Raw genomic sequence first — 11,811 nt, forward strand, 5'->3', positions numbered from 1 at the left:
CAAGAACCAGGGCCGTCGGGTTCGCGGGTGACGTCCGAGGCGGAGAGCGGCGCCGAAGATACGCTGAGTGAGCGCCGGGTGAACCCCGGTTGACCGTTGGCGGGCCGGCAGGCGGCGCTATCCTCGCCCGGTGACACGCAGTCGACCGATGGAGGAAACCGGCATGATCGGGATGGTGCTCGCGGCCGGGGCCGGACGCCGGCTGCGGCCGTACACCGACACTCTGCCCAAGGCGCTGGTGCCGGTCGACGGCGAGATCACCATCCTCGACATCGCGCTCGGCAACCTGGCCGAGGTCGGGCTCACCGACATCGTGATCGTGGTGGGCTACGCGGCGGACGCCGTCCGCGAGCGCCAGGCCGCGCTGGAGAAGCGGTACGGCGTGACCCTCACCCTCGTGCACAACGACAAGGCCGAGGAGTGGAACAACGCCTACTCGCTGTGGCTGGCCCGCGAGTACTTCGCGCGGGGCGTGCTGCTGGTCAACGGCGACACCGTGCACCCGGTGAGCGTGGAGAAGACCCTGCTGGCCGAGCGGGGGCCGGGCATCCTGCTCGCCGTCGACACGCTGAAGCCGCTGGCCGAGGAGGAGATGAAGACCACCTTCGACGCGGCCGGGCAGCTCACCCGCATCACCAAGCTGATGGACCCGGGTGAGGCGTACGGGGAGTACATCGGCGCGACGCTGATCGAGCCGCAGGTGGCCGACGCGCTCGCCGACGCGCTGGAGACGACCTGGCGGCGCGACCCGAACCTCTACTACGAGGACGGCTACCAGGAGTTCGCCGACCGGGGTGGCGAGGTGCGGGCGGCCCCGATCGGTGACGTTCCGTGGGTGGAGGTCGACAACCACGCCGACCTGGCCCGGGCGCGGGAGATCGCGTGCCGCTACTAGCCCGTACGGTCAACACCCCGCTGCTGATCGAGGTCCGGCGAGGGGCGGTGGCCGACCTGGGCCCACTGCTGGTCGACAAGCGCATCTCGGCCGGCGGTGATGTCGCCGTGGTGGTCGGGCCGGGGCAGGGCGAGAAGATCGTCGAGCTGTGCATGCCCAGCCTGGGGTCGGCCGACGTCTTCACCGTGGCCGGCGGCACCATCGACGCGGCGAACGAGCTGGGCGACCGGCTCCGCACGCGCTCCTACGACGCCGTGGTCGGCATCGGCGGCGGCAAGACCATCGACACCGCCAAGTACGCGGCCACCCGGTACGGCATCCCGATGGTGACCGTGGCGACCTCCCTCGCCAACGACGGGATCGCGTCGCCGACCGCCTCGCTCGACCACGAGGGCGGCAAGGGCTCCTACGGCGTCCACATCCCGATCGCCGTGATCGTCGACCTGGACTTCGTGGAGAACGGGCCGGACCGGCAGACCCAGGCCGGCATCGGGGACGCGGTCAGCAACCTCAACTCCTGCGCCGACTGGGAGCTGGCCCACGAGGTCCGCGGCGAGCCGATCGACGGGCTCGCGGTGACCCTGGCCCGGACCGGGGCCGAGGCGTTGATCAACCACCCCGGCAAGATCACCGACGACGGTTTCCTCACCACGCTCGCCGAGGCGCTGATCCTCGGCGGCATCGCCAGCTCGGTGTGCGGGTCGACCCGCCCGGTCAGCGGCGGCGACCACGAGATCTCGCACGCGATCGACCACCTCTTCCCCGGCACCGCCTCACACGGCGAGCAGGTCGGGCTCGGCGCCCTCTTCTGCACCTTCCTGCGTGGCGAGACGGAGCGCTTCGGCCAGCTCGCCCGCTGCCTGCACCGCCACGGCCTCGCCACCACCCCCGCGGACCTGCGGCTCACCGACGACCAGTTCGTCGAGGCCGTGCGGTACGCCCCCAACACCCGGCCGGACCGCTACACCATCCTCGAACACCTCGAGCTGTCCGCCGACGACCTCCGGACCCGGCTTGGAGACTACGTTGACGCCCTCCGTGACCACCTTGGCTGAGCCCGTCCGGCCGACCGCGGCCGACTTCCACCGCACCAACCGGGGCGGCGGCCTGTTCAGCGAGTCGATCAGCCAGTGGATCGGGGCGTCCTTCGCGGTCGCCGCGCACCGGCTGGGGCTGCGCCCGACCGCGCTGACCATCACCAACCTGGTGCTCGGGCTGGCCACCTCGGTCACCGTCGTCGCGCTCGCCGCGCCGGTGGCGCGGGGCGACGTACCGGCCTGGGTCGTCGGGCTGCTCGCGCTGGTCGGCTGGCAGGTGGCGTACGCGCTGGACTGCGCGGACGGGCAGCTCGCCCGGGTGACCGGTCAGGGGAGCGCGGCGGGCGCGCGGGTCGACGTGCTCTGCGACGTGGCCGCCCAGATCGCCCTGGTCGCCGCCCTCGGGGCGACCGCCGTGGCGCAGCACCCGTCCACCCCGAGCTGGTTGGTCGCCGCGTTCGCCGGCACCTGGATGGTCAACCTGGTCACCTCGGTGATGCAGGCCGGCCCGAACGCGGCCAGCATGGTCACCTCCACCTCGCTGCCCGTACGCCTGGTGAAGCTGGTCCGCGACTACGGCGCGGTGATCTTCGTGGCCGCGCTGGTGCTGCTCCTCGCGCCCGCGCTGGCGCTCTGGGTGATGGTCGCGTTCACGATCGTCAACGGCGGTTTCCTGCTGGCCAGCATCGCCTTCAGCGCCCGGGCCAGCCTGCGCTGACCAGGATCTATCGGCGGACCCCCGCGTAAATGTCGACGAGCTGCTTCGTGACCACGTCCGGGTGGAAGGTGCGCTCGTAGCGCAGCCGCGCGGCCTGGGCGAACGCCGGAGCGCCGGCACGGGCCAGCGGCAGGGCGGCGGAGAGCGCGTCCGCCTCCGGCGGCACCACCCACCCGGCCTCGCCCGCCACCACGCCCGCCGGCACGGCGGTCGTCCCGGTCGGCGGTACGGGGACGGAGTGCGTCTCGGCGGCGCCCGTGCCGGCGGGAACGCGCGGCGTGTCCGCGCCGACCAGGTACGGGATGCCACCCAGCGCGGTGCCGAGCACCGGCCGGCCACTGGCCAGCGCCTCGATGATCACGGTGGGCAGCACGTCGTGCCAGGTGGAGGTGGCCAGCACGACGGCGGTCGACTCCAGCGCGGCCCGGACACCGGCCCGGTCCAGCGGGCCGAGGAACGTCACGTCCGTACGCTCGGCGGCGGCCGCCTCGGCCAGCGGGCGCGACTCGCCGTCGCCCGCGATACGCAGCGGGCCCAACGCGCCGTCCGGGTGCCGGCGCCACGCCTCCAGCAGCAGGTCCAGCCCCTTCTCGGGGGAGAGCCGGCCCAGGAAGAGGAACCCGTCCCCCAGCGGCGCCGGGCGCCCCGGGTCGGGGATCCCGTTCGGCTTGACCACGATCCGGTCGGCCGGGACGCCGTAGTCGCGCAGGTGCGCGGCGACCGCCGAGGTCAGCGCCACGAACCGGTCCACCGACCGCCAGGTGGGTCGGTGCACGGCCAGGGTGGTCGCCATCAGCGCGCTCTGCGCCCGGGAGCCGCGGTAGCAGCGGTGCACGACCGCCGGGACGCCGAACGCCCGGCCCCGGCAGTCCTGGCAGATCATCCCGTCCCGGAAGTAGAGCCCGGAGGAGCAGACCTGGCGGTAGTTGTGGACGGTCTGCACGACGGGAACACCGTGCCGGTGGGCGGTGCGAACCACCCAGGGCGACAGCAACGGGTACGGATTGTGCAGGTGCAGCACGTCCGGCCGGTGCTCGGTGATCAGCCGGCTCAGGTCGTGCTGCGCGGCCGGAGCCCAGATCGGCGAGATCGGCAGCAGCGCCTTCGCCGCCTTCGACATCGACGGGATCTCGTCGGAGCTGCGGATGAACGGCAGCACCTCCACGCCGGCCGCGGTGAGCTGGTCGATCTCCGCGTCGACGATGGTGTTCTCGCCGGACGGCTGCGCCTGCCGGTACCGGTTGTGCGCCACCACGATTCTCACGGGAAAGAAGGCTACCGTTGGCTGGTGCCCGAACTACCGGAGGTTGAGGCGCTCGCGGGTTACCTGCGGCAGCGCGCGGTGGGGCGGCGTGTCGACCGGCTCGAGGTCGCCGCGATCAGCGCCCTGAAGACGTACGACCCGGCGCCGACCGCGGCGACCGGGCGGACGGTGGTCGACGCCCGCCGGCACGGCAAGTTCCTCGACGTGGTCTTCGACGGCGACCTGCACCTGGTGGTCCACCTGGCCCGGGCGGGCTGGCTGCACTACCGGGAGGCCTTCCCCTCCACCACCCCGCTGCGCCCCGGCAAGGGCCCGATCGCCCTGCGGGTACGCCTCGACGACGGCTCCGGCTTCGACCTGACCGAGGCCGGCACCCAGAAGAAGCTGGCCGCCTACCTGGTGACGGACCCGGGGACCGTCCCGGGGGTCGCCAAGCTGGGCCCGGACGCGCTCGCCGCCGACCTGCCGACCTTCGCCGAGCGGCTCCGCAGCCGGCGGGGCCAGGTCAAGGGGGTGCTGACCGACCAGGCGGTGCTCGCCGGGGTGGGCAACGCGTACTCCGACGAGATCCTGCACGCGGCGAAGCTCTCCCCGTTCGCGCTCACCGACCGGCTGACGGACGTCCAACTGGCCGCCCTGCACGCGGCGACCCGCCAGGTGCTCGGCGACGCGGTGGAGCGGTCACTCGGCCAGCGGGCGGCGGAGCTGAAGGGCGAGAAGCGCTCCGGGCTGAAGGTGCACGCCCGCACCGGCCTGCCCTGTCCGGTCTGCGGGGACACCGTCCGCGAGGTCTCGTTCGCCGATTCGAGTCTGCAATACTGCGCCACCTGCCAGACCGGCGGCAAGCCGCTCGCTGACCGACGGTTGTCCCGGCTCGTACGGTGAGTGAGACCACCCGCCGGTTACCGAGCGGATTCGCCCGGAGAACGACGAAGGTCCCGCTCGGCAGTTATTCCGACCCCGCCATCCATCGGTATAGTGGCCCGGTCCCCGGCTTCTGAGATGACCTGGAGCCGGCCAGATCCCCCGCCGGCACCAACGGCGCAAACTCCTCCGGGTCGGCGCCCGGCCGGGGCCCGCGTGGGAGACTGGGACGGTGGGCGACTCGAGCCCTCACGGCGAGTGAGCGGCACGTGTCATGCGGGAGGACATGGGTGAGGTGACGACAAGCCTCCAGCGCCCGGTAACCAACGAAGGCCGGAGCAAACTCGTGCGGCACGTCGACAGCTTCGAGATCCAGCCGCCGGCACCGCCGTCCCACAACGGCGTACCCCGGTCGGCCTGGGCCCGGGCCCGCCGTCGTGTCTCCCGCTGGCACCGTCCCTACACCGCCATCCTCGTGTTCCTCGACGCCGCGGCGGCGGCCTTCGCCAGCTTCACCGCGATCCACACCTTCGACCAGGCCCGCGCGGGCTTCTACAACGCCCAGCAGGACCCGTCCTGGTTCTTCACGGTGGCGTTCGTGCTGCTGCCGCTGGGCTGGCTGGTCATCCTCTGGGGCAACCGGGCGTACGACCGCCGCTACCTCGGGCTGGGCCCGGACGAGTTCAAGCGGGTGATCCGCGCCGGTGTCGCGGTGGCCGCGACCGTCTCCTTCCTCGCCTTCGCCACCAAGACCGACCTGTCCCGTTACACGGTCGGCACGGCGCTGCTCGGCGCCCTGCTCCTGATCCTGCTCGGCCGCATCCTCGCCCGCTTTGTCCTGCACGTCGTGCGGCGCAACATCGGTCAGGGCGGCCACCGGATGGTGCTGGTGGGCACCCTGCCGGAGTGCCTCGAGGTGCACCGGGCGGTCACCCGCAACCCGGCCGCCGGCCTGGTCCCGGTGGCCATCCACGTCACCGACGGCTACGCCGCCGCCCGGGGCGTGGAGACCCCGGTGCCGGTCTACGGGGGCCGCGACGTCCTCGCCCTGGTCCGCGAGGTCGGCGGCGACACCATCGCGGTCTGCGGCTCGGCCAGCGCCGAGCCCGGTGAGCTGCGCCGCCTCGCCTGGCAGCTGGAGGGCTCCGGGGTCGACCTGGTGGTCGCGCCGCAGCTCACCGACATCGCCGGCCCCCGGGTGCACATCCGGCCGATCGAGGGCCTGCCGCTGCTGCACGTCGAGGAGCCCACCCTGTCGGGCCCGGCGCTGCTGGTGAAGAACCTGATGGACCGGGTGGCCGCGGGCCTCGGGCTGCTGCTGCTGATCCCGGTCTTCGTGGCCATCGCGATCGCCATCAAGATCAACGACCGTGGTCCGGTCTTCTTCCGGCAGCCGCGCGTGGGCCACGAGGGGCGCACCTTCCGGGTGTGGAAGTTCCGGACCATGTACGTCGACGCCGAGGAGCGGTTGGCCAGCCTGGTCGACCAGAACGAGACCGACGGCATGCTCTTCAAGATGAAGCAGGACCCTAGGGTCTTCCCGGTGGGTCGCTTCCTGCGCGCCTCCTCGCTGGACGAGCTGCCACAGCTGATCAACGTGCTCTGGGGCGAGATGTCCCTGGTCGGGCCGCGCCCGCTGCCCGCCGACGACGGCGACTTCCTCGGCGACGTCCGGCGGCGGCTGCTCGTCCGGCCCGGCATGACCGGCCTCTGGCAGGTCTCCGGTCGCTCCGACCTCTCCTGGGACGAGGCGGTCCGGCTCGACCTCTACTACGTCGACAACTGGTCGCTCGCGTACGACCTCAGCATCCTGTGGCGCACGGTGGGCGTGGTCGTCGCCCGGAAGGGCGCGTACTGACGGGGCTGGCGTAGCCGCCCCCCAACCGCCAGGATCTGGGCGTGGGTGGCAACCTCTCGGCCGTCTTCGCCGTCCTGTCGCTCGTCAGCGCGCTCGCGGCGGCCCTGTACGCGGTGGTCCGGCTGCGCGCTCGGCGGGGCATCGCCACCGCCACCCAGCGGGCCACCTACGAGGTGCTGCACACCGCGGGGCTCGCCGCCGACCCGCTGCGGGCGGGCCTCACGCCGGCGGGGGCGGCGAAGGCCGTACGCCATCTGCGGGCCCTGGTGGGCGCGGTGGGCCTGGCGCTCACCGACCGGGCCGAGTTGCTCGCCTTGGACGGGCGCGGGACGCACCACGGAGACCAACTTCTCGCGGCGGCCCGCCGCGCGGTGGCCACCGAACGCTCGACCGTGCTCGGCGACGCGGAGCTGCACTGCGACCGGGTCGACTGCCCGGTCCGGGGCGCGGTGGTCGCCCCGCTCACCGGCGCGGACGGGCGGGTGGTCGGTGCGCTGGTCGCGGTCGCCGACGGTCCACCGGCTCCGGGCCTGGTGCAGGCGACCCTGGAGACCGCGCACTGGGCGGGCAACCAACTCGCCCTGGCCGAGCTGGACTCGTCCCGCGAGCGGCTGGCCCGCGCCGAGATTCGGGCGCTGCGGGCCCAGATCAGCCCGCACTTCATCTACAACGCGCTGACCGCGATCGGCTCGTTCGTCCGCACCGACCCGGAGCGGGCCCGCGAGCTGATCCTGGAGTTCGCCGAGTTCACCCGCTACTCGTTCCGGGCGCACGGCGAGTTCACCACGCTGGCCGAGGAGCTGCGCTCGATCGACCGCTACCTCACCATCGAGCGGGCCCGGTTCGGCGACCGCCTCCAGGTGCGCCTGCAGATCGCCCCCGAGGTGCTGCCGGTGACCCTGCCGTTCCTGTGCCTGCAACCGCTCGTGGAGAACGCCGTCCGGCACGGGTTGTCCCGCAAGCCCGGCACGGGCATGGTGAGCATCGAGGCCCGTGACGCGGGCGCCGAGTGCCACATCACGGTGGAGGACGACGGGGTGGGGATGGATCCGGCCACGCTGACCGCCGGCATCGCCGAGCTGGCCCGCAGCACGGGCGATCCGGGGGACGACTCCGGCCAGCACGTCGGGCTCTCCAACGTCGACGAGCGGCTCCGGTCGGTCTTCGGGGACCGGTTCGGCCTGGTCGTCGAGACGGGCCTCGGCTCGGGCACGAGGGTGAGCATGCGGGTGCCGAAGTTCCACCCAGGCGTCCGGGCGGGCTCGTGAGCGCGAGGAGTGAGCCGGGCTTGCGAGCCCCGCAGCCGCGAACAAAGGTGACGCCGTGAGCGCGAGGAGTGAGCCGGGTTTGCGAGCCCCGCAGCCGCGAACAAAGGTGACGCCGTGAGCGCGAGGAGTGAGCCGGGTTTGCGAGCCCCGCAGCCGCGAACAAGGGTGGCGCCATGCACGAGCGGCTCGGCCCGGTGAGCGCCTCGGGGTTCCTGCGGGTGCTGGCGGTCGACGACGAGCCGCCCGCGCTCGACGAGTTGGCCTACCACCTGCGGGCCGATCCCCGGGTGGCGCGGCTGCACACGGCCGGTGACGCGACCGAGGCGCTGCGGCTGCTCCGCGACGGCGACGTGGACGTGGTGTTCCTCGACATCCGGATGCCGGGCCTGGACGGGATGGAGCTGGCGCGGGTGCTGCGCCGGTTCGCGCGCCCGCCGGCGATCGTGTTCGTGACCGCTTACGACGACGGCGCGGTCGACGCGTTCGACCTGGGGGCCACCGACTACGTCCGCAAGCCGGTACGCGCGGAGCGGCTGGCCGAGTCGCTGCGCCGGGTGATCGGCTCCCGGGTGGTGCCGTCGCACCCGGCGGCGCTGGCCCGCGCCGAGGAGGACCCGACGATCCCGATCGAGCTGGCCGGCACCACCCGGATGCTGCCCCGCTCGGCGGTGCGGTGGGTGGAGGCGCAGGGCGACTACGCCCGGCTGCACACGGCGGACGGCTCGCACCTGGTCCGGGTGTCGCTGGCGACGCTGGCCGAACGCTGGGCGGACGCCGGGTTCGTCCGCGTCCACCGGTCCTACCTGGTGCAGTTGAAGCTCATCGCGGAGCTGCGGCTGGTCAACTCCGGCTACGTGGTGGTGATCGACGGCACCGAGCTGCCGGTGAGCCGGCGGCACACCCGGGAGCTGAAGGACAAGCTGGTCCGCGCGGCGAAGCAGGACTGGAGCCGCTGAGCCGGCACGCGGTCGGGCTGGGTCGGCTGTCAACCGTACGACGAGTGGTCGCACGTCCCGCTTGACCGTACGGTGTACGGTAGAGCGTACGACGAACGGGAGGCCGTTATGTACGACGCCGACAGCGAGTTCGACGGCCAGGTGGACCGCCTGGTGGAGCTGGGCTACCCGGGGCTCGCCGGCATGACCGAGGACGACTTCCGCGGGCTGGTCGCCCCGCTGCGGGCGGCCGCCGCCGAGGGCACGGCCGGCCTGCCGGCGCCCACCGAGGGCCGGGTGCCGTTCCTGCTGGTCACCACCCGCGAGCTGATCCCGGTGCAGGAGCGGCTGGCGCTCACCACGCTCGACGGCAAGCGCAAGCCCGGCGTCCTCGACCGCAACTACGCCGAGGACGACCTGCCCCGCTTCGACCCGATCAAGGAGCTGGAGGTGCCGGAGAGCCCGGCCTACCTGCTCTTCGACGTCGACCGGGGCGAGGACCTGGTCAACCTGGCCCCCGCCGCCGCGATGGAGGTCATCACCGGCAAGGACCGGTTGCCGCTCACCATCGACGAGGGGATCGCGTTCGTCACGCTGTACCCGTCCGCACTGGCGAAGAACAAGTGCTTCTCGCTGGTCGGGTCTCGCTGCGGCGACAAGCGGGTGCCGGCGATCTGGATCAGCCAGGGCGGGCCGAAGCTCGGCTGGTGCTGGTACGGCAACCCGCACACCTGGCTGGGCTCCGCCTCCGCGCGTCCGGAGCGCGTCGGCCTGTCCTGACCGATCGGACGGTCGGCCGGCTGACCGAGCTCGGGTGGGGCCGACCACCGGCCCCGCCCGATCGTCATCTCCACACTTCGTTCACAACGTGAGCCACCGATCTCCACGCCGCCTCCCTACAGTCAGGCCCCATGAGGGAGCGCCGGGTGCTGGTGGTGGAGGACGAGCGGACGATCGCCGAGTCGGTGGCCGCGCGGTTGCGCGCCGAGGGCTTCACGGTCGACATCGCCGGGGACGGCCCCAGCGCCGTAGAGCGGTTCCGGGCCGGGCAGCCCGACCTGGTCGTCCTCGACGTCATGCTGCCCGGCTTCGACGGCCTGGAGGTGTGCCGGCGGATCCAGGCCGACCGGCCGGTCCCGGTGCTGATGCTGACCGCGCGGGACGACGAGACGGACCTGCTGGTGGGCCTCGCGGTCGGGGCGGACGACTACCTGACCAAGCCGTTCTCCATGCGGGAGCTCGCCGCGCGGGTGCACGTCCTGCTGCGCCGCGTGGACCGGGCGTCCGCCGCGCCGGCGCCCACCCTGCGACTGGGCGACGTCGAGATCAACCAGGCCGAGCGCCGGGTCCGCAAGGCGGGCGCGGAGGTCCACCTCACGCCGACCGAGTTCGACCTGCTGGTGCACCTGGCCGGGCGGCCCCGGACGGTCCTGCCCCGGGAGGCGCTACTCGCCGACGTCTGGGGCTGGGCCGACGGCTCCGGCACCCGCACCGTCGACAGCCACGTGAAGGCGCTGCGCCGCAAGCTCGGCGCCGACCTGATCCGCACCGTGCACGGCATCGGCTACGCGCTGGAGGTGCCGGCGTGAGCCCCACCGTGGTCGCCCGGATGGACCGGGTGCTCGAACTGCTCCCCCGACCGCTCGACCCGGTCCGGTCGATCAAGCTGAAGCTGGGGATCCTCGTCGTCAGCTCCGGCGCCGCCGGGCTCTCCTACTTCTGGTACGCGATCGGCTGGCTGCCCATCCGGACGGCGGCGACGGCCATCTTCGTCGCGCTGCTCACCTCGCAGGTGCTGGCACACGGGATGACCTCGCCGCTGCGGGAGATGACCGCCGCCGCCGGGGCCATGGCCCGCGGCGACTACACCCGACGGGTACGCCCCACCGCCCGGGACGAGGTGGGGGACCTGGCCCGGGCGTTCAACAAGATGGCCGAGGACCTACACGCCTCCGACCAGCGCCGACGCGAACTCATCGCGAACGTCTCGCACGAGCTGCGTACGCCCATCAGTGCCCTTCAGGGGGTGCTGGAGAACATGGTGGACGGTGTGGCGGCGCCCGAGCCGGCCACGCTGCGGACCGCCCTCGCGCAGACCGAGCGGCTCGGTCACCTCGTCGCGGACCTGCTGGACCTGTCCCGGCTCGACGCCGGCGTGGCGTCGCTGCGACGCGTACGCATCGACGTCACCGAGTTCCTCGACGAGGCGGTCGAGCACGCCACCGCGAGCGCCGCCGGAGCCGGCCTCGACGTCCGGTTCCGGCTGCGGGAGCTACCCGCGCCGCTGACCGTGTACGCCGACCCGTGGCGGCTGCACCAGGTCTTCGCCAACCTGCTCGACAACGCGGCCCGCCACAGCCCGGCCGGCGGCACGGTCCGGATGACCGCCGAGCAGCGGGCCGGCGAACTGTACGTCGAGGTGAGCGACGAGGGCGAGGGCATCCCCCTGGCCGAGCGCTCCCGGGTGTTCGAACGGTTCACCAGGGGCGACCGGGCGGCCGGTGGCGGCACCGGCCTCGGCCTCGCGATCGCCCGTTGGGTCGTCGAGCTGCACGGCGGACGGATCCAGGTGCTCGACCCGGCCACCCCCAGCCCCGGCGCGGGGCCCGGCTGCCGCATCCAGGTGGCCATCCCCGGTGCCGGACCGATCGGAGAGAGGACGGCATGACCGACCCGCACGAGCCCTCGCCCAGCCGCCCCGGGGCCGGCCCGACACCGGGGCGGTCAGTGCCCTTCCCCGCACCGGGTCAGCACGCGGCACCGCAGCACGCCCCCGGCCCCACACCGGGTCAGCACCCGGCGCCGCAGCACGGTGCCGGTCCGGGAACGCCGAGCCCGTGGTCCGGGGCCGCGCTCGGTCGTCCCCCGGCCGGGCCGGTCACGGGATCCGTCGCCGGTGGACCGGGCTGGGCGGGCCAGTGGGGCACGCCGCCGGTCGCGGCCGCACCACACCCGCCACGGCCGCCCGCGAC

General features: G+C 73.3%; 11 protein-coding genes. 10 read left to right on the forward strand and 1 reads right to left on the reverse strand.

What is annotated here, in order from left to right; translation table 11 throughout:
• Positions 1–163 precede the first annotated feature (163 nt).
• The 3 genes from ACIBTV_RS25860 to ACIBTV_RS25870 are packed head-to-tail and all read left to right on the forward strand — an operon-like array spanning position 164 to position 2,650.
• Positions 164–895, forward strand: coding sequence for a sugar phosphate nucleotidyltransferase (locus ACIBTV_RS25860; RefSeq protein ID WP_396709017.1), 732 nt, complete (start codon positions 164–166; stop codon positions 893–895).
• Entirely contained in the window at positions 883–1,950 is a 1,068-nt protein-coding gene (locus tag ACIBTV_RS25865) for an iron-containing alcohol dehydrogenase family protein (protein ID WP_396708944.1), read from the forward strand. The genes ACIBTV_RS25860 and ACIBTV_RS25865 overlap by 13 nt, the downstream gene beginning before the upstream one ends.
• Positions 1,934–2,650, forward strand: coding sequence for a CDP-alcohol phosphatidyltransferase family protein (locus ACIBTV_RS25870; RefSeq protein WP_396708946.1), 717 nt, complete (start codon positions 1,934–1,936; stop codon positions 2,648–2,650). Before ACIBTV_RS25865 ends, ACIBTV_RS25870 begins: the two co-directional genes overlap by 17 nt.
• Before the next feature lie 7 nt (positions 2,651–2,657).
• On the opposite strand, the gene ACIBTV_RS25875 is transcribed toward ACIBTV_RS25870, so the two are convergent.
• Complete coding sequence (locus tag ACIBTV_RS25875) at positions 2,658–3,914, reverse strand: glycosyltransferase (protein ID WP_396708948.1); 1,257 nt, start codon at positions 3,912–3,914, stop codon at positions 2,658–2,660.
• A 24-nt stretch (positions 3,915–3,938) separates the two neighbouring features.
• Here ACIBTV_RS25875 and ACIBTV_RS25880 point away from each other — a divergent pair, with 24 nt between their 5' ends.
• From ACIBTV_RS25880 to ACIBTV_RS25910, 7 genes are all read left to right on the forward strand, one after another.
• Positions 3,939–4,799: an Fpg/Nei family DNA glycosylase gene (locus ACIBTV_RS25880; RefSeq protein WP_396708950.1), complete on the forward strand. Its 861-nt coding sequence runs from the start codon at positions 3,939–3,941 to the stop codon at positions 4,797–4,799.
• Positions 4,800–5,064: 265 nt separating this feature from the next.
• On the forward strand, positions 5,065–6,636 hold the full coding sequence (locus ACIBTV_RS25885) for a sugar transferase (RefSeq protein ID WP_396709019.1): 1,572 nt from the start codon (positions 5,065–5,067) through the stop codon (positions 6,634–6,636).
• Positions 6,637–6,677: 41 nt separating this feature from the next.
• A complete protein-coding gene (locus ACIBTV_RS25890) occupies positions 6,678–7,904 on the forward strand; it encodes a sensor histidine kinase (protein WP_396708952.1) in 1,227 nt (408 codons plus the stop codon).
• Between the two features lie 173 nt (positions 7,905–8,077).
• The gene (locus ACIBTV_RS25895) at positions 8,078–8,860 is read left to right on the forward strand and encodes a LytR/AlgR family response regulator transcription factor (protein ID WP_396708954.1); all 783 of its coding nucleotides are present in this window, start codon (positions 8,078–8,080) and stop codon (positions 8,858–8,860) included.
• Between the two features lie 108 nt (positions 8,861–8,968).
• Positions 8,969–9,619, forward strand: coding sequence for a DUF5701 family protein (locus ACIBTV_RS25900; protein WP_396708956.1), 651 nt, complete (start codon positions 8,969–8,971; stop codon positions 9,617–9,619).
• 131 nt (positions 9,620–9,750) lie between these two features.
• Positions 9,751–10,428: a response regulator transcription factor gene (locus ACIBTV_RS25905; protein WP_396708958.1), complete on the forward strand. Its 678-nt coding sequence runs from the start codon at positions 9,751–9,753 to the stop codon at positions 10,426–10,428.
• A 20-nt stretch (positions 10,429–10,448) separates the two neighbouring features.
• Complete coding sequence (locus tag ACIBTV_RS25910; protein WP_396709021.1) at positions 10,449–11,507, forward strand: ATP-binding protein; 1,059 nt, start codon at positions 10,449–10,451, stop codon at positions 11,505–11,507.
• Positions 11,508–11,811: the final 304 nt, after the last annotated feature.

Source organism: Micromonospora sp. NPDC049366 (assembly GCF_044466625.1).
GTDB lineage: Bacteria > Actinomycetota > Actinomycetes > Mycobacteriales > Micromonosporaceae > Micromonospora.

Excerpts from the sequence above, each read along its gene's own strand:
- ACIBTV_RS25860 (WP_396709017.1), top strand. The coding sequence starts at position 164 with ATGATCGGGATGGTGCTCGCGGCCGGGGCCGGACGCCGGCTGCGGCCG.
- ACIBTV_RS25885 (WP_396709019.1), top strand. The coding sequence starts at position 5,065 with ATGGGTGAGGTGACGACAAGCCTCCAGCGCCCGGTAACCAACGAAGGC.
- ACIBTV_RS25895 (WP_396708954.1), top strand. The coding sequence starts at position 8,078 with ATGCACGAGCGGCTCGGCCCGGTGAGCGCCTCGGGGTTCCTGCGGGTG.
- ACIBTV_RS25900 (WP_396708956.1), top strand. The coding sequence starts at position 8,969 with ATGTACGACGCCGACAGCGAGTTCGACGGCCAGGTGGACCGCCTGGTG.
- ACIBTV_RS25905 (WP_396708958.1), top strand. The coding sequence starts at position 9,751 with ATGAGGGAGCGCCGGGTGCTGGTGGTGGAGGACGAGCGGACGATCGCC.
- ACIBTV_RS25910 (WP_396709021.1), top strand. The coding sequence starts at position 10,449 with ATGGACCGGGTGCTCGAACTGCTCCCCCGACCGCTCGACCCGGTCCGG.